General features: G+C 60.1%; 26 protein-coding genes. 11 read left to right on the top strand and 15 right to left on the bottom strand.

Translation table 11 applies throughout. From position 1 onward, the window contains the following. Window positions 1–10 precede the first annotated feature (10 nt). From M3N55_RS12150 to M3N55_RS12135, 4 genes are all read left to right on the top strand, one after another. A complete protein-coding gene (locus M3N55_RS12150) occupies window positions 11–1,048 on the top strand; it encodes a peptidoglycan-binding domain-containing protein (protein WP_249059427.1) in 1,038 nt (345 codons plus the stop codon). Next, complete coding sequence (locus M3N55_RS12145; RefSeq protein WP_249059423.1) at window positions 1,045–1,347, top strand: HU family DNA-binding protein; 303 nt, start codon at window positions 1,045–1,047, stop codon at window positions 1,345–1,347. Before M3N55_RS12150 ends, M3N55_RS12145 begins: the two co-directional genes overlap by 4 nt. Window positions 1,348–1,408: 61 nt before the next feature. Beyond that, entirely contained in the window at window positions 1,409–1,594 is a 186-nt protein-coding gene (locus M3N55_RS12140) for a hypothetical protein (RefSeq protein ID WP_249059421.1), read from the top strand. A 195-nt stretch (window positions 1,595–1,789) separates the two neighbouring features. Beyond that, the gene (locus M3N55_RS12135; protein WP_249059420.1) at window positions 1,790–2,206 is read left to right on the top strand and encodes a hypothetical protein; all 417 of its coding nucleotides are present in this window, start codon (window positions 1,790–1,792) and stop codon (window positions 2,204–2,206) included. Window positions 2,207–2,547: 341 nt separating this feature from the next. Here the strand turns inward: M3N55_RS12135 and M3N55_RS12130 are convergent, their stop codons facing one another. The 5 genes from M3N55_RS12130 to M3N55_RS12110 all read right to left on the bottom strand — a co-directional run bounded on the left by M3N55_RS12130 (window position 2,548) and on the right by M3N55_RS12110 (window position 7,566). After that, window positions 2,548–3,933 (bottom strand): hypothetical protein, encoded by a 1,386-nt coding sequence (locus tag M3N55_RS12130; RefSeq protein ID WP_249059418.1) that lies wholly within the window; start codon window positions 3,931–3,933, stop codon window positions 2,548–2,550. Beyond that, window positions 3,917–5,842 carry a site-specific integrase gene (locus M3N55_RS12125; protein ID WP_249059416.1) on the bottom strand — a complete coding sequence of 642 codons (1,926 nt, stop codon included), beginning with the start codon at window positions 5,840–5,842 and terminating at the stop codon, window positions 3,917–3,919. The genes M3N55_RS12130 and M3N55_RS12125 overlap by 17 nt, the downstream gene beginning before the upstream one ends. Further along, window positions 5,835–6,059 (bottom strand): helix-turn-helix domain-containing protein, encoded by a 225-nt coding sequence (locus M3N55_RS12120; RefSeq protein ID WP_249059413.1) that lies wholly within the window; start codon window positions 6,057–6,059, stop codon window positions 5,835–5,837. Before M3N55_RS12120 ends, M3N55_RS12125 begins: the two co-directional genes overlap by 8 nt. 105 nt (window positions 6,060–6,164) lie before the next feature. Beyond that, window positions 6,165–6,569, bottom strand: a complete 405-nt coding sequence (locus tag M3N55_RS12115) for a hypothetical protein (RefSeq protein WP_249059410.1) — start codon at window positions 6,567–6,569, stop codon at window positions 6,165–6,167. A 91-nt stretch (window positions 6,570–6,660) separates the two neighbouring features. Continuing rightward, complete coding sequence (locus M3N55_RS12110) at window positions 6,661–7,566, bottom strand: hypothetical protein (RefSeq protein WP_249059409.1); 906 nt, start codon at window positions 7,564–7,566, stop codon at window positions 6,661–6,663. A gap of 249 nt (window positions 7,567–7,815) precedes the next feature. Here M3N55_RS12110 and M3N55_RS12105 point away from each other — a divergent pair, with 249 nt between their 5' ends. Both M3N55_RS12105 and M3N55_RS12100 read left to right on the top strand, forming a co-directional pair. Continuing rightward, window positions 7,816–8,574 (top strand): hypothetical protein, encoded by a 759-nt coding sequence (locus M3N55_RS12105; RefSeq protein WP_249059407.1) that lies wholly within the window; start codon window positions 7,816–7,818, stop codon window positions 8,572–8,574. A gap of 246 nt (window positions 8,575–8,820) precedes the next feature. Beyond that, on the top strand, window positions 8,821–9,243 hold the full coding sequence (locus M3N55_RS12100; RefSeq protein WP_249059405.1) for a DNA-binding protein: 423 nt from the start codon (window positions 8,821–8,823) through the stop codon (window positions 9,241–9,243). Between the two features lie 161 nt (window positions 9,244–9,404). On the opposite strand, the gene M3N55_RS12095 is transcribed toward M3N55_RS12100, so the two are convergent. From M3N55_RS12095 to M3N55_RS12075, 6 genes are all read right to left on the bottom strand, one after another. Further along, a complete protein-coding gene (locus tag M3N55_RS12095; protein WP_346429270.1) occupies window positions 9,405–9,776 on the bottom strand; it encodes an HAD family hydrolase in 372 nt (123 codons plus the stop codon). 39 nt (window positions 9,777–9,815) lie between these two features. Then, complete coding sequence (locus M3N55_RS12090) at window positions 9,816–10,634, bottom strand: hypothetical protein (RefSeq protein WP_249059402.1); 819 nt, start codon at window positions 10,632–10,634, stop codon at window positions 9,816–9,818. 2 nt (window positions 10,635–10,636) lie between these two features. Continuing rightward, window positions 10,637–11,128, bottom strand: a complete 492-nt coding sequence (locus tag M3N55_RS16860; RefSeq protein ID WP_428982650.1) for a DUF6634 family protein — start codon at window positions 11,126–11,128, stop codon at window positions 10,637–10,639. Between the two features lie 14 nt (window positions 11,129–11,142). Beyond that, window positions 11,143–11,850, bottom strand: a complete 708-nt coding sequence (locus tag M3N55_RS12085; protein WP_249059401.1) for an ATP-dependent metallopeptidase FtsH/Yme1/Tma family protein — start codon at window positions 11,848–11,850, stop codon at window positions 11,143–11,145. Between the two features lie 2 nt (window positions 11,851–11,852). After that, window positions 11,853–13,103 carry an AAA family ATPase gene (locus M3N55_RS12080; RefSeq protein WP_249059400.1) on the bottom strand — a complete coding sequence of 417 codons (1,251 nt, stop codon included), beginning with the start codon at window positions 13,101–13,103 and terminating at the stop codon, window positions 11,853–11,855. A gap of 559 nt (window positions 13,104–13,662) precedes the next feature. Then, window positions 13,663–14,082, bottom strand: a complete 420-nt coding sequence (locus M3N55_RS12075) for a hypothetical protein (RefSeq protein WP_249059390.1) — start codon at window positions 14,080–14,082, stop codon at window positions 13,663–13,665. Between the two features lie 895 nt (window positions 14,083–14,977). Between M3N55_RS12075 and M3N55_RS12070 the strand changes: the two genes are divergently transcribed. From M3N55_RS12070 to M3N55_RS12050, 5 genes are all read left to right on the top strand, one after another. After that, complete coding sequence (locus tag M3N55_RS12070; RefSeq protein WP_249059388.1) at window positions 14,978–15,430, top strand: helix-turn-helix domain-containing protein; 453 nt, start codon at window positions 14,978–14,980, stop codon at window positions 15,428–15,430. Beyond that, window positions 15,427–16,005 (top strand): PIN domain-containing protein, encoded by a 579-nt coding sequence (locus M3N55_RS12065; protein ID WP_249059386.1) that lies wholly within the window; start codon window positions 15,427–15,429, stop codon window positions 16,003–16,005. Before M3N55_RS12070 ends, M3N55_RS12065 begins: the two co-directional genes overlap by 4 nt. Continuing rightward, the gene (locus M3N55_RS12060; RefSeq protein ID WP_249059383.1) at window positions 16,002–16,655 is read left to right on the top strand and encodes a uracil-DNA glycosylase family protein; all 654 of its coding nucleotides are present in this window, start codon (window positions 16,002–16,004) and stop codon (window positions 16,653–16,655) included. The genes M3N55_RS12065 and M3N55_RS12060 overlap by 4 nt, the downstream gene beginning before the upstream one ends. A gap of 343 nt (window positions 16,656–16,998) precedes the next feature. Beyond that, window positions 16,999–17,298, top strand: coding sequence for a hypothetical protein (locus M3N55_RS12055; RefSeq protein WP_249059382.1), 300 nt, complete (start codon window positions 16,999–17,001; stop codon window positions 17,296–17,298). Continuing rightward, the gene (locus tag M3N55_RS12050) at window positions 17,295–17,477 is read left to right on the top strand and encodes a hypothetical protein (RefSeq protein WP_249059381.1); all 183 of its coding nucleotides are present in this window, start codon (window positions 17,295–17,297) and stop codon (window positions 17,475–17,477) included. The genes M3N55_RS12055 and M3N55_RS12050 overlap by 4 nt, the downstream gene beginning before the upstream one ends. Window positions 17,478–17,496: 19 nt before the next feature. Here the strand turns inward: M3N55_RS12050 and M3N55_RS12045 are convergent, their stop codons facing one another. From M3N55_RS12045 to M3N55_RS12030, 4 genes are all read right to left on the bottom strand, one after another. Continuing rightward, entirely contained in the window at window positions 17,497–17,790 is a 294-nt protein-coding gene (locus M3N55_RS12045) for a type II toxin-antitoxin system RelE/ParE family toxin (protein WP_249059380.1), read from the bottom strand. Continuing rightward, window positions 17,777–18,043: a type II toxin-antitoxin system ParD family antitoxin gene (locus M3N55_RS12040; RefSeq protein WP_249059379.1), complete on the bottom strand. Its 267-nt coding sequence runs from the start codon at window positions 18,041–18,043 to the stop codon at window positions 17,777–17,779. Before M3N55_RS12040 ends, M3N55_RS12045 begins: the two co-directional genes overlap by 14 nt. Before the next feature lie 213 nt (window positions 18,044–18,256). Beyond that, window positions 18,257–18,991 (bottom strand): COG3904 family protein, encoded by a 735-nt coding sequence (locus M3N55_RS12035; protein WP_249059378.1) that lies wholly within the window; start codon window positions 18,989–18,991, stop codon window positions 18,257–18,259. Between the two features lie 228 nt (window positions 18,992–19,219). Further along, on the bottom strand, window positions 19,220–20,044 hold an 825-nt coding region (locus M3N55_RS12030; protein WP_249059377.1), incomplete at its 5' end, for an ADP-ribosylglycohydrolase family protein.

Genomic DNA, 20,044 nt, shown 5'->3' with positions numbered 1-20,044 from the left:
GGGATATTGGATGATCAGAACAATCGGTGTGGCGGCATTCCTCGCCATGATGGGGATGACGGCGCAGGCGCAGGAAAATCCGCCAGGTAGTGGGACGATGCTTGCGGGCACGGTTCCGTTCTCCCCGGAGGCGGTTAACCGAGCGTTCAGCCAACTTTCGGAGGACGAGCGGTATGTCATTCAACAACGCCTCGAGCGGCGAGGGTATTATGACGGCACAGTTGATGGGCTAATTGGGCCAGGAACTCGTGAGGCGATCCGGCAGCAGGCCGCGGCTGTGCTTGCCGCGGGAGAACAGGTCCGAGTGGACACGGAAGAGGGGGCCAAGGCATTTCTGACGGGCCTGCTGCCGTTGCCGCCTGAGGAACTGCCGGAGTGGGACGCCTTCTTCGGCGTCTGGGATTGCGGTGTCGGGGTATTTTCTTATCGCTACGACGGATACGCGACCAGCCCCGACGCACCCCACCTCCCTTATATGTCGATCGAGGAGTTCACTCCCGGGAATTTTGGGATCACCTACATGGACGGGTATCGGACGGGGCTGATGGATGTCACGTCCACCACCATGATCTGGTCATCACCCGCGTCTGGCGACATTTTTGATTGTCGTAGAGTTTCCGCGCCGCCACCGCGTCCGGGTGCAGGCGCGGCTGAGCAGCCCCCGGTTCGTGAGCCGATCGAGACCGCACGACCCGCTCCAACGGCGGTAGAAACCGCGCAGCCGCCGCAGCCGGAAATCAAGCCCGCCGCTGTTGCGTCGACCCCTGCAGCAACTGTTTGGCCTTTCGAGGGGACGTGGTCGTGTTTCTCCGAGACCTTTGGGAACGGTGCAATGGATTTCAGCTTCGGCTCTGACTCCGTCACAGTCGCGGCACTCGGCAGCACGGTCGGTTATGCTGATGTCGCGATGATCGGCGGGCGTGGGACGGCCTATCTCGTCAATCTGATGGATGGGCAGCAGGCCGGACTGCTGGAGATCGAGCCGGAGCGGATGGTCCTTGTTGCGGCCGGATCCCTTTTCGACTGTTCTCGGGAGACCCAACCATGATCCGCTCGGAACTCATTCAGTGTCTGACAGAACAGTATCCGGACCTCACCCATAAGGATGCGACGCGGGTCGTTGATGTGATTTTTGGTGAAATCACCGCAGCCCTCTCCTGTGGCGGTCGCGTTGAAATTCGGGGCTTTGGGTCCTTCTTTACGGTGGTGCACGACGCCCGTACGGGTCGCAACCCCCGGACCGGCGCATCCGTAGAGATAGCGGAAAAACGCGCCATCCGCTTCAAGACTGGCAAGGGGCTTCGTGACCGGCTTAATCCGGGTGGGGACGACGATGGGCAGGCCTGAAGACCACCTCGAGGTGATGGCGGGACAGCTCGTGGCGCAGAGCATGCTTGTTCAGGTCTTGATGAGCCAGCTGGTTTCTCGGTCAGAAGATCGTGGGGTAGGTGTCCGGCACGCTCTGGAGGAGGGGATCGGGGTCATGCAGCGCAACCCCAACATGAGCAGCCGTGAGAAATTCGGGGCGGTGAAAACTTTGGAGGATGCGCTGGACACCCTTGACCGGGTCCGTGCGACGATGCCGGGTGCATGAGTTCCTCCAGCTTTAGGCCCGCTGTACGTGTGCAACGGGATACCTGAAAGTACCTTTCATTGTTCTTCTTCGTGGCTGCTGAATTATAGAAAAACTATTTCTTATCATGTATTTATTTGGATATCTTTTCGATTCTTCTAGGAGTTTTCACGCGGTCAGGCGACCTTCTCTTTAGAAACAAAAGAGGAGGGACATATGTCCACAGACCCGCCCATCGTCGTCGCTCACCCGATCGACTCTGACATCCGCCTGGTCCAGATCGGGCCCGGCTTTGACCCGGCCGACGAGCCGCTGCTCGCGCACGCGGGTCTCGCCTGCGAGATGAACGGCCCGATCTGGGTCGCCATGACCGGGATGACCGGGGTTTCCGACAAGACCCGGCAGTTCCTGACCACGATCCGGAACGACCTGACCGAGGAGGTGCTCACCCTCCTGGCGGAGGAGATGCGGGACCCGATCCGTCGCGCCTCCACCGTCCCGATCCACCGGCGCCGGATGGACCAGATCAAGTCGGACCTGGACGACATCCCGGTGTTCCCGGAGTCGGTCCGGGACGAGCCCTCCCTTGAGGAGGTCCCGACCCCGGAGCCTGACGACACCCCGGAGCCCTGATCTGATCATCAGAGCCCCCTCATTGGAAATTCGATGGGGGGGCTGGTGCCCGTTCGGTCATGGCGCACGTGACCCGTCCAGTTTGCGAAAATCCATCCTTCCATACTTGAGCGGAGTGAACATGGCACCTTGAAACGGGTGCCCTTTTCTTGCGAAAAACGAAGTGGTTAAGGGGTATCCGGTCGGATCCGGGGCGGTTAACGGCGGATGCGTTCAGATACGGAAAAAGTTAAGAACGGTCAGGGACGAACTCGGTTGACGCGTCTTATACCGTTTTTAACCATTCTTACGAATATGAACAATTACAGGCAGTTGCGGCGGTGAGCGGAAGCGATTCCAACTCATAGGATCAGGTCCACCGGATCGGACCTGCGCGCCGCCACAATCTGCCCGAATTCGCGGCTGACGGCAACGCCGGTGGAGTGGTCATAGAATTGGGTGGCCGTCTGTGCAGAACGATGATTCAACAGGTGCTGCGCCCAGCTCGCTCCATGTTCCAGCTCCTCGATGCACTCAGTCGCCGCGCAGTCCCGGATCCGGTGGATCGGAACCCGGACCCCGATGCGCTCGGCCGTCGTCTCCCCGAAAACTTGCCCAAGGACGTCAGCGACCAAGGCTTCGCCCCGGGCCCGCACGCTCGGCCACAGGGCCGTGCCGCCATCAAAGATGGGGCGGAACCGCTGTCGCCAGACCTGCACAGCGTCCCACACGACCGGACTGGTGAGCTGCGCCTGGTAGCGCCTGTAATTTTTCTCGGCATACCGAAGCTTGAGGTAATGGCCAGATATGTCGATCCGGATAACCGGCCGCTCCTCAAGACGAAAGCTCGTGGCGAGGTCCAGGCTCGCCAGGGCGCGGCGCCGCAAAGGGAGGGCCGCGGCAACCGTCAGCAGAAGCCCGTTCCGGTACAGGGTGGCCGCCCGCATGTCGTGGCTGGAACCGGACTGGGCCTCGGCCATCATCTCCTGACCCGTTCTGTAGAGCAGACTCGCGGGCACGATCTGCGCGGGTGTTTTCCGGCAGGGGCCAGCGGTTTCTGCCCGTCCCTTCAGGTCCCGTAGAACGGCCTGGCAGGCACCAGACCTAAACCCGGGGGTAATGATGTGCGTATAGCACATATAGATTTTCGTGACCGCGGAGCGCACGGCCGACACCCAGACCCCGGATTCTGCCAGATGCGCCGCGTAGTCATTCAGCTCGGCTCCTGTCAGGGGGCGGGAGGTGTCGTCGCGCTGGAAGCGGGCCCAACTTGAGAGCGCCTCCGCCATGCCCTGAAGCGTGAAGGGGCTCAGGGCATCGTCAGGTGGATCGGTTTCACACCGTGTAACGAAATCGTCGAACGGGGCACGCCACGCGGCGGGCAAGTGGGCCACAGCCCCCCGGACGGCGTCCCACTCGGATTTCAGAGTCACTTCGGCTTGGGGCTGGATATCCCGGGCATGACGGGTCACGGTTGCCCCTGCGTCATCCCCCCAGAGGCTCCTCAGCGCATCGCGCAGGTGCATCGCCACAGCGTAGCCCTGGTTCGCGCCTTTTTCCCGGAACAGACGTTTCAGGTACCTCCTTAGGGCTAAATCAGAGACAAGGCAGCTCCCGAATTCCTCACGGTATCCGCGATAGGCGGAGACGATCGCGGCCTTGCGGGATGCCGGATATTCGGGGTGACGTTCGCTCAGCCGATCCCAGAGCCGCGCGGTCTCGGGGTCGAGCTTACGTTTTCTTGCCATCCAGATACTCCAGCCACTTCTTCAGGACCACGCTCTCGTCGATGTCCGCGTAATATTTGATCGTCGTTTCGATGCTCTTGTGCCCAAGAAGCTTCTGCACGGCGGGCAACTTGTCCGGGTCTTCCTTAAGCCAGATCCACCCAAGCAGGTGGCGCCAGAGATGTGGGTGGATGCGCACCCCGACCCGTTCATGGACCTGATCCACAAGTCTATCCGGCAAGCCGACATAGAACCCGCCGAACCGCTGCTTTCCGGCGTGAGGCGGCGAGGGGAAGAGGAACGGGTTCTGGGCATCATCCGGATGGAGCATCTTTGGCCTCAAGCTCTTTAGGTACTGGTCCAGAAGTTTGCTCACCTTGACATCAAGGGGAATGATCAGCGGGGGATCCTGCACCTTGCGTGACTTGACGAACGGTGCCGGGACTTCCAGGGTCGCGCACCCGTCCCGCCACCGGAGCCACTCAAGGCGCAGGCCCGCCAGATTCGAGCGCCGTGGGGCCCGCGTCAGCATGATGTGCGCCGCAAGCGCGAGCATGACCTGCTTGATCAAGGACTGGTCGAACACCGCCACGGGAGGAGGAAGAACCCCATGCTCCTGCCGATACGCTTCGCGACGGCGCACCACCTCCCGGTTCAGATGCGCTGTAATCCTGTCAGGCATATCGATCAGTGCCTGAATACGTGCATCCGTAAACTTTCGTAGTATTTCCTTGTTCTTAAACGCGATACCTTCGTGCTTCTTCCCGTACTTCGTTTTGACCTTTCCGATCTTCTCCAGATCGTCCGGGGGGCGTTGCACGAAATCCTTCGCCAGGGTTGAAATAAACGAGAGGATACCGCTGGTGTAGGACGACTGGGGGTTATCTTTGGGCTTGCGCGCATCCAGCCGTTTCGCGATGGCTTCGACGATTTCGGGGTCCGTCAGCTCTTCGACCGTTTCGATGTGAAACTGTCCCGCCTCGTACATCACCTTCGCGCAGGTTGCGCAGTGGTCACGGCGGCTCCGGACCGTCGCCGGCTTCCATCTGCGGCTCTCCGGCATGAAGCCCTTTGCCGGCGCCCGGGAAACCTGTTCTCCCTTCGCCATGGTATCCTGGTATGCCTGACGGGCCTTCCAGGCCCGCTTCTTGTCAGAGGTCGAGGCTGGTGTCTCGGCCGCATCAAGGCGCGCGATGTACTCAGCCCACGTCTCGCCCTTGTTGGACACCTCGCCCCGTGCCCAGAGGACCACGCGGTTGTCGTATTCCTTGAGGAGGGCGTCGGCGATGTCGCGCGGGACATTATACTTGATCGACCTGTTGGGAAACGTGATCTCCACCGGGCAGAACCCAAACTCTCCGAAGTCCGGGTCGCTCGCCATCAAAGAGATATACTTGGCGGCGTCTTGTGCGCGGCGGCGGGCTCGCTCCTCCGCCAGCTGTTCCACGTCAAGACTGAACTGATAGTACTCCATCAGCGTGTCAACGCTGATATCAGGCGGCGCGATCCCGTGATCGTGGAGATACCAGAGCAGAGGCGAGCAGCGCCACCGGAACGCCTCGGGCATGCCGGAATCCACAGTCCGGTCATGGACCTCGCGGTAAACACCCGTCATCTGGAGGATGTACCGCCCCTTCCGGACCGGTTGGGGTTTCAGAACGGAAAGGACCTCGGAGCGGTAAACCGCGTAGGTGCCGGGCGTCACCCCGAACGTGGCGGGCGTGTGCGTATCAAAAAATTTCGTCACCGCCTGGTGCGAGGCCACGGTCGTCTCAGGAACCCAGTTTGCCTGACGGCACACCCAGAGAATACGGCGGGCGATCCGCGCGCCCTTCTTGGCCTCCGGGGTCCCCGCAGGCCAAGCCGTGGTCAGGCGGTCTGCGACGGCCTGATAGGTCTCCGTCTGGGTGGTCACAACGCGCTTATTCATCGAGGTCCAGTTCTTCCAACACCGGGCGCGGCTTGATCTGGAATTCGAAGAACTCGAGCCAGTCGCGCTTCACGACCCATGATTTTCCCAGCTTTGCGGCCTGGAGCCGGATCGTGCCGTCCGGGGTCTTGCAGCCGTGGTTGATCCAGTCGCGGATCGTACGCGGGTTGCGCTTGAAGCGATCTGCGATCGCCTCGATACTGTGGTATTCAGTCATGTTCCTACTCCGTGTCTCCTTCCTTTAGAGTAGTCTAGGTGGGCGAAAAAATCATCCGAAGATCTGGGGTTTTCCACATATAAGTATCTGTTAGGAAATAGTTTTTCACAAATCCTTCTTCCACGCGTTCAGGGCTGTCTCATAATCCTTGACAAGACTGCCGCCGAACATCGCGCGATCGTAGCCGTGCTCGGCGTCCAGAGCCGCAAAACTGGCCAAAAGTGCAAGTTCGCCAAGCGGTTCGTCCGTCCAGTGGGAAAACTCAACCTCGTAGACTCTGAGCTTCTCAACCTCAGCCTCTCCCTCTTCAGGTATTTCACGCCAGAAGCCATGTGTCGCGACGAAGGTGACGAGGCCATTCTCCGCATTGCGTCTGATAAGCACAGCGTCGTAGTGGGTCGGGTCGTCGAGCCCATCCATAGCAACTCCCGCATAATCCTCGTGGAATTCCTCGCGGGTTGCGTACTCATCGATGTGATCCGCCACGACTTTTTCGATCCTGAGAGCCATATTCCGTTCCGTTTTGTGTTTAAGTTGAAGGTTCACCCCCTCGAGGATGGGTAGCTCAGAACCCAACCGCACCCTCGAATGCTTCGGGTGGTTATTCGGTCCAGTCTTCGTCCCAGCAGTTGAAAACGATGTGGGCCGCGGTGGAAGGGTCGCGGAGAAACTCCTCAGCCTGCGCCCCAGTCGCGATGCGGGTCATACCCAGTTCCAAGGAAGGGCCACGAGTGAATACGGCCTGCCAGACTTCGTCGTGGCACTTCCCCACATGAAAGGCGACAGCGCCACTTTCAGCATCATCATCAGAGGCAAGGAAAGCCTGTGCGGCGTTACTGATGACACCCTTGAGGTCCTGATACTCCTCGCCCCAGTCCTCCTCGTCGTCAGCCCTGAGCGCTTTACGCATCTCGAAGAGAATTTCACACATGGCCTCGGGCCCCTCGCCATGCGACCCGTAGAGAAAGTAAATATTTTCTCTTTCGGCTTCCGCGACATATTCCGCCGCGAGCTGGTTCAACTCCGCATCCGTCGTCTGGGAGGTGACATCATGCCCATAGGAAATGTAATCCTCCGCATCCCAGACGGCCGCGTCAGTGGTCCACCGCTCGGCCTCGAGTTCTTCGAAGAAGGCAGTGATTTCGGTCCACGCAGCCCATGCGTCCTCTTCAAGACGGCCGATCCAGTTCGAGCCGTCCCAGTAGCTGTCCCGCCCAGGCAGAACACGCGCAACGAGCGGCTCGAGCTGCCTGGCCAGGTCAGAGACCTTGTCGATATCGGCGATGACGGCCTGGTCCCGGCAAAGCAGGGTTCCAGCCGTCAAGGTGAGACCGTGTGCTTCGCTGAACGTGCTGAGCTCAGTATGATGCTGGTCTCTCGCAACCAGGGTCACAGTCCCGTCTTCTTCGATGCGAAGCTCAAGCGTCGCACGCATTTCTCCGATCCCGAGAGCACCAGTTTGGTACAAAGTGGTGATGACAGCCATGCTGTCGGCGATAACATTCAAAGGCCTTCTCCTTCTTGTGTCTAGGTGGCTGCATCACAGCGACCCTGCAGGGCGCCGTTGAGCTCTCCAAGTCTATCTTGGATGACTCATCTAAACTTAAATTAGCATTAGATCAAGTATCCATTCTTCCCATCTCTCACTTTTTCTTCACCACGCGAGCCCGCAAACAACGCGCGCCACAAGGTTTTGATTGTCGGGACGTCACCGAAGCTGTATGTGGATAACTCATCCAAAAAAGAGGACTGCACCATGCTGCCAGCACCGCCGGAGCACTCCCTTCGTAACTTAACTCAGGAGCAGGCCAAGAACTGGGTGACAATCGGTCGACTCTTGTTTGAGCTGGAAGCTTACTCCCGGGGCGATGCATCCGGACGGCCCTGGCAAGATGTGCTCCGGGATAAGCTGACGGAACTTGGTGCGCCCATCTCGGCGGGACACCTCTACAAAGTCAGACGCGCATATGCGTTCCTACATACACATGCTCCAGGAGATCTCGAACAGGGCGGCGCAGAAGCGCCGAAAATCTCTTCGATCGAGGTTGCAGAACGACTGTATCGAATTGATGCACAGGAAGGTCTGAAGGCCTTAGCAGACGCTGTAGGACCAAGCCCGGTCCCCTATGTGGATCTGAAAAAACGATACGACGAAGCCCTCGAAAGCCGCCCTGAGATGAAGAGTCCTCGGCAGGTGGCATGGGAGACGCGCAAAAAAACTTCCGGATCACCCAAAGCTCCGGATGATGTTGGGGCCGACGCCCCAGAACAGCCTAGAGACAACGCGTCAGGGCAGGATGAAACATCAGGACCACCTCAAGCTCTCCAGAAGAAGGTCTCAACCTTATTCCATCAGGCATGGAAGGCAGGCTGGGATGCCGCGACAGCACAGCATGAGCCAGAACTTGAGGGCCTACGTAACAGGGTCAGAGAACATCAGGAAGAAATAGAGATCCTCGCGAGGAAGGTTCGCGATCTCAGGGGATATGACCACGACTTCGACGAAGACTTCTAAGCCATGCGTTCAGCCGGCCCGTTCCACGGCCGGACGGCAATCAGCCAAGCCTGACGCCGGAGCGACAACCTCGATTTCGTCCCTGACCGTTCTTAACTTTTTCCGTATCTGTACGCAGCCGTCAAGCCTCGCCGCATAGGTCCTCGACGTCGCGTTTACGGACATGGTACGGTTTCTGATGGAGTACCATCCGCTTGACCGAGCTTGCGAAAAACGGAATGGTACTTCAAAATTAAGGAGTACCAATTGGCTGTACATGACGAGCTCCTCGCCCTTTGCGCCGATATGCACGCCGCCGGCGAACGGCTGACTTACGACGCTATCCTCGACCGCCGTGGCCGTGGCTCAAAACGTGATATCCGGAAAGCACTTCAGACCTGGCATGCGCAACGCGCTCATCTGCTTGCCGAAGTGGCGCTCGATATGCCGGAAGACGTGAAAGAAGAAGCCGGCGCGTTCGGGGTACGCCTCTGGTCCCAAATCGTAGATCGGGTTGCTGAGCGGATACGTGAGATGCAGACCGAGGCGGCTCTCAGCGCGTATTACGCGGACGAGGAAATCGCCCATCTCCACACACTCTTGTCTGACAGCTTGAACAAGATCGATCGGCTTGAGGCTAAACTCGCTCGCCCCAACAGGGGTGTGTCGAAACGTTCATCCAGCCTATAAGGGGCTGACTTATGTGGTGCTTCACGCCCACTAGGGCGTGAAATCCTGCGGCGATCCGAGCCTGGCGGCTAGAAAACCCTGACGGCTCCCGAGCGGTGCTGGGGCGGGTCCGGAAATCGTAATGGTACGGTTTTTCGCATTCGTACCATTTCCTCCACGGATCAGCTTTCTATGTCCAAATCGCGAGATACTGTGCCCCGTGCCGCACGGAAAGCGTCCCCAAAGTCATCGCGCCTGTCTCTCTCAGCGAAGGAATTCAGAAACGCATCGATATGAACAGCCCGCATGCCAGCGCGGATTGGTCCCTCTAGATCAGCGGCTGGAGTGTCGCCGACGAACAGGATGCGGGCCGCTGGTACGCCTGCGGCCTCAAGCACCAGCTCATAGATGCGGCGGTCCGGCTTCATGCAGCCGACAAAACATGAGAGGACCCGGAACGCGGGGCTGATTTCCGGGAACCGGGCCAGCGCGGCGACATAGTCGACGCTCAAATTACTGCATAACGCGTACGGGACGGGTATCCCTGAGAACATCTGTCATTCTGGCATCCGATTGTCCCATTTTCATGTGTCCTACTTGGGCGTTATGAGCTCCCACTCTTCGGTAACCTTCTCGCCCACATAGAGCATCCGTGCGGCTGAGCTTATCTTCTTGAACAGGACCGGTTCCGTGACAACAAACCCCGCCTGCCGACTTCCTCTTCTCGGACGCCAGGCGATCTCACCGCGGCGGTAGAATCCCTCGAGTCTTTCAAGCGCGGCAGGGTCCTTTTTGATCGCCCGGTAGTTCGGAAAACGAGATGGTAATCGGGACCCGGGCAGCAGATACGTCCATCCACCTTGTCGTGAAGCCATACCGTAAGTGTCGCCGTTCGGCGTTCTGAGAGTGTGCGTTGGGGACAGTTTCTTGCGGCGCTCCCACGAGGGCTCGAGCCCTGTAAGGACAGTGCCAGCGATCTTTAAAACGAGATCATCCAGGTCCGGATATATTCCCCCTTTCAGGAATGGGTCTGGGTGTGGCGCGGAAAGATCACGTTCGTTATCCAAATACGCCCAAAAAAACTTCCTCGCACATATCCGAAGAAGTCGTTTTTCAATCACGGTAAGCGTTTCGGGTCGGAGGCCTGGCAGGGGAAACAACAGAAGGTGGGTCGCCCACTGGCGCAGATGAAGCTGTTCGCTGGCACGGGGACCAAGGCGCTCGAAGGACTTTCCGAGGTATAGGTGCGCCCATACCCGGCCTCGCTTAAGAAAGGCGTAGATCCCTGAAACGGTCATAATGTCGTTTTCGTTGATTGGGTCTGGGAGTAGTATTCGTATAGGCAGAATTTTCTTGAGGTGAGCCCGGATTTTTTGCAACTCATCAGCGCCAACGACATATGCAGCCCCCATTGTCAAAGCTTGATCGGTTCTGTGGGCCCAACGGCACCGTCCATGATCATCTCCGCGAGGAACCGCCGATCATGCCGACCGAGCCGATAGAACCGGCTCCAGGTCCGGGCCCACCCCGACTGTGGATCGACTTGGAGGTAGGGTGAAGTGTAGATCCGTGCCCTTTCGCGTAGCAAAGGATGTCCGGTAACCCGGCCGAAAAGCCGCGCGCAGCCGTCACCCCCAACACCAGCAGACCACTCATCCAGAAGAGGGGCATCCCGAAGCTCCTCTGCCCTGGGCTGCGCGGTGCTGAGGTGTTCCAGGTGCGAGATGAGGTCTATGAGCCGGGCCGCTCCCCGGCCTTGGTCGGCCTGGTCCTGCGCATAGCCGGCGAACAACAGACGGAGGCACGGGCTGAGCGTCAGCTTGACCGAACCCCACTCCCCCGGATCCTCCCCGAGCAGCGCGCGGACTGTGATCAGCTCATCCAGAAGTGGGCACCTAGGGTCCATGTTTTCTTCCCACATCACGCGCTCTCCCCGCATGGTTCACCGGATCCGGTGAACAGCGCTGCGATCTCGTCGGCGTCCAGCTCGCGCCGCTCTGAAAGGCTGGTCGCGACGCGCCGAATGAGGTCCTGCTGCCCCTCCAGCAGCCCGTGAACGGTCCGGTTCGCGTCCTGAAGCGCGGCTTCGACCCGCGTCCGGAGGTTTTCCGGGAGCAAAGGAACAGGGGTGTCCGGCGGAATCCAAGCAAGGGTCTCGCCGAATCCGAACCCCGCCTCGAACCTAGTGGCGAGCTCGGTCGCCTGGGCGAGATCACTGCCCATACCCTCACCACCACCTGACGAGATGTCCCCGAAAAAGAGCGCTTCAGCGGCACGCCCCGCGAGTACAGCGCACATCACGTCACGAACGGTCCGGTCCGTCATGTGCGGCAGGTGGGCGCGTAGAACCTCGCCTCCGCGCGGCGTGACTCGGGCCGACGTCGCTGGCGGTAGTCTCAGCAGGTGCCCGGCAACCACATGTCCGGCTTCATGGACGCAAACGCGCCAGAGCAGATCTTGGTCCGGAGTCGGCTGGACCGCGTCAGCTGCGGCCTGGAGGTCCGTGAGCGTCAGCTCACGCTCAGACGCCCGGGCTCGGGTGCGCGCGTCACGGATAACGGCCGCCACCTCCGCCCCGGAGAGGCCGAGGAGTTGGTCCGCCAAACGATCGAGGTCTGTGTCACTCACACTCATCTCAGGGCCGCCTCCAGCATGGCGCGGATTCCGGCCCGATTGGGCGCGCTGACCCGGATGTGACGATCAAATCGTCCAGACCGGATGACCGCCGGATCGACCCTTTTCGGGTCGTTTGTGGCGGCGATCAGAACAACACCCTCCGTCGCTGAAAGCCGGTCGAGCAAGGTGAGCAAACCGTTAACAACCCCTATCACATATCCATTACTCGACATGTCCCGCGCGTAAAAACTGTCGATTTCATCGACGAAAAACGCCGCGGGAGCCCCGGTGATCGCGCGGTCCGCCGCCGCGTTCAGCTCGCGCAGCATGTCGCCTTGGTGGCCCGCCCGCTGGCAATCGCTATACGAGGTTTTCACGAAACCGATACCGGCCGATCCAGCCAGAGCGTGGGCGAGTAGCGTCTTCCCCGTCCCGGGCGGCCCGTACAAGAGGAACGATCTGGTCACCTCGGCCCACCTGATCTTCCCGGCCCGCCAAGCCTCAAGGTCGCGTACGACCTGCCGGAGCACCCCGACAGCTTCGGGCTGGCCATGGACGTCGTCGAGCGTGGGTCCGGTCGTCGTTGCGACAGGGCGCATCCCGAGATGGCGCAGATGGGCGATCGCGTTCTCCACGTCTTCAGAGACGAAAGCTGGCCCGAACGCCAGCGGCGGAAGCCTAGCGATCTGGAGGTCGGTCAGCGGGACCTGAATATCGGCGCCGGGGTACAGATATTCGAGCATCAGGGTAAGCATGCGCGCATTGAGCGGCGGCACGATGACCCGGGCGGTTTCCAGAATAGCCAGCGGCGCGGATAGTCCCTCCGGGGTCGATAGAATCGCGATTGTGCGGCGGCCAAGCTCGAGCATCCCTTCGAGCTTCTTGATGAAGTCGCTGGCGTTGCGGTTCCGGTCCGGTGGTTCTTCTGTAAGGATTGTGACAGCGCTCTGCGCCGACGAGAGCTCCGGGATGACCTTAGCGAGCCGCTTCCGGTCTTCCCAGGTACGCGCGACGATGGTCGTCAGTAGGCCACGCGCAGGGCTCAACGGTTGATCTCCAGTGTCCTCGACGGCGCGACAGAGGCGCAGGATCGCCAGCGCGTCCAGGATCTCGTCCGGATACGGTTTGCGTGGGACGATCCCCGGATCGTCGGACGCGTCAACAAGGTCGTCCTCGTCGAACCCGGTAGGGCGGGGGTCCGGCCTTGTCCGTTTCACGAGATAATCGATCGCCTCGTCGAATCCGGGCTGGCGGGCGTCAGTCATCGCGACCTCCCTCAGCGAGTGGGGACCGGACCGGCGCGCAGGAGGAAACGATCAGGGTCATCGGCGGGTCTTTCGAGCAGCAGGAGGTCGTCCCGATCCGAACCGGATCAGGTCTGAGGTTGAGATGCGGGATCGGGAAGTGGCGACGGGTCAGCCGTCCGGCGCTACCATCTGTTGTGTAGTGTGAATGCCATGTCCGCCTCCCAGAGGCTCCATAAGGCTTCTATCACATCATGGTATCGATATCCATTCATAAAATCGACTAAACCATTGATTTATATTGATTAGTTTTTTCGCAAGGCGTCGTCGGTATTCGCCAATCGCGGACGAGCCTCCCGCACCCCTAGTATGCTGGGTTGCGGCCGAGCAGCGTGTTCTGGGACTCGCGACTTCAGCAACGTTTTTCGCAAATCTGGGGCGCCGGAGCTGGGCTATCTAAGTCCCATGGAGTTCGAGGCCCGCGCTATGCTAGCTTAACCCCCAGTCCACGAAACCGGCAGCAGCTCAGGTGGCGCCCCGGGGGATCTTGGCAGATGGTCCATGAGTTGGAGGGCCTCGGTCAAAGACCGCTGAGGATGCTCTCTATGATCGCAGGATCACCACCCGCGATCAGCCACTCCCGGGGCGACACCCCTTCAAGATCCTCACGGGGGGTTCGGAAGAACCGGTCCATGGCTTGGGCGGAAACCGGACGTCCCGTTGCCTGCAGAACGCGGCCGAGATGCGGGACCTCTCCGGCCTCCGTCAGCTGGAACGCCGGGATGAGCCAGCCGCGCCCGTGAGGGCGATGTACGGCCATCAGGGAGCCGGCGGCGATACGCTGTCGGAGGCGGGCATCGCTCACCCCCATCCGCCGCGCCGCTTCGGCAAGCGGGACGGCATCGGCCGTCATGAGGGCCTGTCGGGTCATGCCCTCCAGCACGGGACCCGACCTGTAGAAATCCGCGTCGGACACGGCATCTGACGCGTCGACGCCCACACGGCCCAGAGCATCCCTCTCAGACGCGCTCAGCGGCACGTCCCCCTCGGCGATCCGAGCCAGATCAGGTCTTTGGTGTAGTGGAGATGCGGGTTTCATCGGTGGTGACGGGTCAGCGCTACCGTCTGGTGTTCTGCGTGAAGATCATGTCCCCCTCCCAGGATTCCATAAGGCCTTCTATCACATCACGGCGTCTGCATCCATCCAGGATATCGTATAAACCATTGATTTATATAGTTAGGTTTTCGCAGACCGTCGCGGGCATTCGTCAACAGTGGCGGGCGCTCCCGCGCCCCTCTGTATGCTGCATGACAGACGGATCAGTATGGGCTGGGGCCGCGACCTCAGGAACATTTTTCGCAAATCGGCGACGACGCCGGTTAGCGTCTGTGCCGGACCGGGGCCATCGCGTTACAAAACAGGTCCTGTTACAGCCCCGTTACGGGGATGTTACAGGCCTTGTAACACCCCTAAACCTATAAGAATAAAGGTATTTTTCTATATGTGTGTATGTTTGTTACAAAGAAAAAGATAAAGGTATATACGCCTACACACACACGCACACGCGCGCGCAGAGAGACATATTCATCCCTGAAACGGTGTAACATTGAAACATCGTTGATTTAATTGATCTTTTCCCGTTACAGGGGGATGTAACGGGCACGGTTTGTAACGCGCTAAGGCGTTTCAAGCCGTCAAAATGACCACTCACACGAGAGTTAACTGCCGCGCCCCCGGCCGGTGATCTAGTTTCTCTTCGATGAAAACGGTCTTGATCAGGGTGGTGACGGACAGGATCACGTGAATCTTTTTCGTTTATTTCTCATATTTCGGATATTTCTGTTGTGATGGTGCGCGTGACGTTCCATATGTGGTGAAAACCGGAGGGAGACCCATGTCCAAGATTGACCATGGTGGGCTGATGGAGCGTCCACCGACACCAGATGAAATCGACAGCGCTGCCCACGCCGCCACCGCCATTGCGGTGGCGATGGAGCTGGATGGCGGGCTGCGGATCACGGGAGAGAACGGATCACCGGTCCGGATCGCGCCGGCCGTGGGGCATCTGATCATCGAGCTACTGGGACATGTCGCCAGCGGCAACATGGTCACGCTCGTACCCGTAGGGACGATGCTGACGACACAGCAGGCGGCCGACATGCTGAACGTCTCCCGGCCACATCTGACGAAGCTGCTTAAGGAGGGTGAGATCGACTTCGAAGAGGTCGGGAAACACAGACGTGTCCCGCTCGACGCCCTGATGGCGTATCGGGACCGCAAGAGGCGCCGCCGAGAAGATGTTCTCGATGACCTCGCCCGTCTCGGACAGGAATTCGATCAGGGATGAGCATCGTCGCGAACCCTTTCGTGGTGCTTCTGGATGCGAACGTCCTGTTCCCCTTCCGGGTCCGGGATGTGCTGCTGACCTTCGCACACGAAGGGCTTTTCCGGGCCCGGTTCACGGACGACATCCTCGATGAATGGACCCGGAACCTGATCCGCCTGAAACCACGCCTGGAGACCAGCGTGCGTCAGCAGGAGGCCATGATCCGAGAGGTGTTCGACGAGTGCTTCGTGACCGGTTACCAGCCGATCATGCCCAGCCTCGAGCTCCCAGACCCCGGGGACCGGCACGTTCTCGCCGCCGCGATCCGGGCATCGGCGCAGGTCATCGTCACGGAGAACCGCCACGATTTCCCCGCGGCCGTCTTAGAAGAATACGGGATCGAGACGCTCGGAGCGGACGACATGCTGGTCAGCACCTACGAGCTGTTCCCGTCTGAGGCTGCGCGGGCGCTTTCCCGGGTCCGAAAGCGATACCGGACCCCGCCGATGACGGCTTCGGAGTTTCTGTTCGATCTGACGAAGTCGGGACTTCCCAAGCTGGCCGCGACTCTGAGGCGTGACATCGAGGCCCTATGAGACCCGCAGAAATCGAAAACGCTATTCAGCTCGCCTACGAGACCCGCTTACGCCAGAACCCAAGCGGTAGGCCGCTTGGCTGGCGTCTGCTGTACAGCCCGTGTCGTGTTCTGGATGGGGCTCGGGTGGCCTTTGTCGGGCTGAACCCCGGCGGGACGACCATCGATCCTGATCACGGCGTGTTTTCGAGCGAACGGGGCTCAGCTTACCGGAAAGAGGTCGAGAACTGGGGAGCCAGCAGCCAGCTCCAGGATCAGGTCCTGGAGCTGTTCCGGCGCCTCAACGTACCCCCCGAGGAGGTTCTGGCAGGGAATCTGGTCCCCTTTCGTTCACCAAGTGAGGACACCCTCGAAAACGCACCCGGTGCAATCGAGTTCGGAAGAACACTGTGGGCGGAAATCCTGAAGACAGCCCGCCCCTCCCTTGTTGTGTCCATGGGGGCAACCGCCAACCGGGAGGTTGCACAGCTTCTCGGCGTGAACGATGTCAAATCATATCCTGTTGGATGGGGTAATTATACGGCGTCTAGGGGGAGGTTTTCAGACGGAACCTGGATCGGGCTCCCCCATCTTTCGCGGTTCGCGATCATGAAACGTGCACCGAGCCAGGCGGCGTTGGCCGAGCTGTTTCGGGGACTGGATACGGTATAATCTCATTAGGTCCCAAAACGGTCGTTTCGGGCTGGACCGGTCATCAGGGTATCCGGCGCAGATCTGGCCGCCTCCAGAGATTGGACATGGGGTGTGATGCCGTGGTGGAGAGCTGAGCGTGGCCGAGCCAGCGCCGTAACAGGGGTCTGATCTCGGACGGAGAGTGCAGCTCCCCTTTAGACGGATACTGCGCGCCACCGACTCGGAGGGTGTCAGATCTGCCCCTTCGGATGCGTGCGAAGAGAAGGTTTGACACCCTAGGTTAAGCCGCTGTTTAACAGATACATTTCAACGCTACATATGCGTTCGAAATGCGCCAGAGGCGCAAATGAGGGGGTCGGGTATGCCGAACAAGGATCAAAATTCTGATCGCCTGGATCGTCCTCACGCCTTGTGGCGAGTGGAACAAGACCTCCAGGCGGCAAATCCGGACCTCGATTTCTATCTGGTCGGGCAGGCGCACTATGGGCAGGCCGGTTTCGCCTTCATCGAGGTCTACGGCATCGACGATCAGGCTTCCCGGCGCCGCATCCGCAAGGAGGCCGGTGAACGCCTTGCGAGATTGGGGTTTGCTGTCGAGCTGATCGACAACAAGGATGTGTTTCACGTCACGGCGATCCCGCCGGACGAAGGGACCACATGATGACGCCGCACCGCCTGACCTTTGACGATCTTCTTGCGGAGCAGCGTGAGTTCATCGGGCCGCCCGCCCCACCGCAAATCCCGAAATTCACGCCCAAGGCCGAACGTGAGGCCGTCCAGGCGATGCCGGATGATCGGGCTGCCCGGTTCGCGGCAGGGGTCTCGGCCCATAAGCGATGATCATAGCGAGTAGATTTTGTCACGCGAGATGGCGGGCCGGATCCATCCGGCCGTGCAGGACGCGTAGCACGAGAATACCTGTTTGAGTGGAACGATAGTACACGGCGTGGGACACAGCCTCGTACCGACGAACACCACTGATGACGAAACCGTAATCCGCTCCGAAATCCGGGTGCTCTCCCGCCATCTCGATCTTGGCGTTGAGCGTCTTCGCGTACCTCTCGGCCTGAACCGGGCCGAAATGTTCGATCCCGTAGAGGAAGATGTTGATCAGGTCCCGCTCGGCGTCGTGCGTGAACTCAATTTTCGTCACGAAGCAGGCCCTTTTGCCGGGCCTCCCGGCGCGCCGCCTCCAGGATATCCGGGAACGTGCGATCGGAGACACCGCTCGCTTCCGCGCGCTCAAGCACAGTCCGGAGCTCGGCCATGGCCGCTTCCTTGCGCTCTTGGTCGCGCCGCACCAGGTCCCGGAAGTATTCGCTAACGTTACCGTAGCGGCCCGCGGCGATTTGGGACTCGACCCACTCGTTCATCTGGTCGGGCATCGAGATGGTCAGTCTGGACATGAAGAGTCCTCCTTCATATCTAATCATAACAGATCATACCTGCTTTACTCAACAACACTCACCCAGCCAACCCTTCCCGAGCCCAACATTTCCGCCTCGAGGGCTGTCTTATGGTCGCAAGCTCTTGGGTTAGAAGGGAGCCACTGCCCCTCCTGGAATCTACCTAATTTTTGGGGGGCTGCTGCGCCCCCCGCTTCCATAAAAACCATGTCTTCATTCTGGAAGATGAATGATGCCAAATTTTACCAGCTCGTCCCGGGTCGGGTACCATATATCAGAGAAATTAACATAGGCCGCGCGGGTGATGAACTGAACATCCACACCTCGTGACACAAGGAATTCCAGCGACTTGTTGAAGGCCCGCAAGCCTTCTTCGTAAGCCCATGAGGCAAAGGCAAACTCATCAAGCCAGCCACTCGATTCACGCATGTCCTCGTAAAACTCTTTCATGCTGTCGGGCGCCCAGCTCCCACTGTGGAACCCAAGACGCGCGCCACGCGTGAGCGTTCTAGTTTCGCCGGCCAGGAAAACCAACGTGCAGGCGCTCTCACAGCGTTCGGTCACAACAGTATTCAGACCAAAATCTGTGACAGCGACAGTCATTTCGAGCGCTGCAAGCCTCACACCACCATCAGAATCGAGCTCCAGTGTTGTAATTTCGGGGTTGTCTCGCAGGATTTGGCGCAGGTCGCGCGCATCACCATATTCAATTCCGACATACCCGTCTTCTCTCGCTACGCGGCCGTTGAACATCAGACGTTCCCCCACGACCTCAAAGCGGAGTTCAGTGGAGATATTCTCCTCTTCAGCCAAGGCGGGTCCTACAAGAAAGAGAGGACTGAGGAACGCGAGAACACAGGCGATACGCAGGTTCTTCTTGGGGGTGTCTGAAGTGGCAAGAAGGGGTGTCTTCTGTCGGCTTGAAAGGAATGGTGTCGGTACCGTCATTTTTAGCTCCTGTAGGGGATTTTCAGTCTGATCAGGTCTGCGTTACCCCATAAACGGAATAACGCAGGCCGTCATGTGCCGCAGTTCAGTTTCACTGACAGGTCATGGTGTTCCCGAAGGTCCGACAAGTGACGGGTGGGCGTCGCGGCGGCGGGGACATCAAATTCGCCCCGGTCTGAACCATGGTCATGGACTGGGCCTGCGCCTGCCCCGAGCGCATGTCACATGTCATTCGTGACTGGCGGCGAAGAGTGCGCGCCCGACCTTCTCGATTTTCTCCGTGCCGACGAGCTCCTGCCGCCAGCCCGCCGGGATGGCGCCCAAACCGTAGCGCGCGCCAGCGAGTTGGCCGGCCACCGCGCCGACGCTGTCGGCGTCATCGCCGAGGTTGACGGCCCGCAGGACGGCCTCCTCGAAACTCGAGGTGTTGTCCACTGCCCAGAGGGCGGCTTCCAGCGTGTGGATCACGAACCCGGACGAGCTGATGCTGTCACGGGGCCGCGCCTGCCAGTCCGTAGCGGGATCGAGACCCTTCACGATGTCGGGCCAGCTCGGGTCCTGCGGCACCACCAGGGCCTCGCGCCATGTCCGGCCCGAGATCAGGCCGGCGAGGATCACGGCGGTCAGCTCGCACGCACCCGCTGATATGTCCGAATAATGCGTGGTCCGGCTCTGCTCTCCGGCCACGCGCCGGACGACCCCGAGGTCGCGCCAATGCCTCACCGGGACAGGCGCCAAGCGCATGAGCGCACCGTTACCGTCGGACTTCTGGCGGGTCTCGGGGGCACGCAGAGCCCCGGTCCGATGATAGTTCCCCAGGACGCGTAGGGTGTTCTGGCCAATGCCGACGCACACGCCGGTGCTCGTGTTGGCTCCGTTCGCGGCCCAGTCGCAAAACCGGTCGAGGAGGTCCTGATGGTCCAGCTCAGGCGCAGCGAGCAGGCTGTCTGCGAGGCAGAGCGCCATCGCCGTGTCGTCGGTCCACGCCCCGGCCGGCAGCTTGAAGACGCCGCCGGATCGCATTCCGGTGACGAGCTCAAAGGAGCCCCGGCT

The organism is Roseinatronobacter domitianus, from assembly GCF_023336755.1.
Classification (GTDB): Bacteria; Pseudomonadota; Alphaproteobacteria; order Rhodobacterales; family Rhodobacteraceae; genus Roseinatronobacter; species Roseinatronobacter domitianus.
This window is presented reverse-complemented; position numbering and strand designations above follow the sequence as displayed.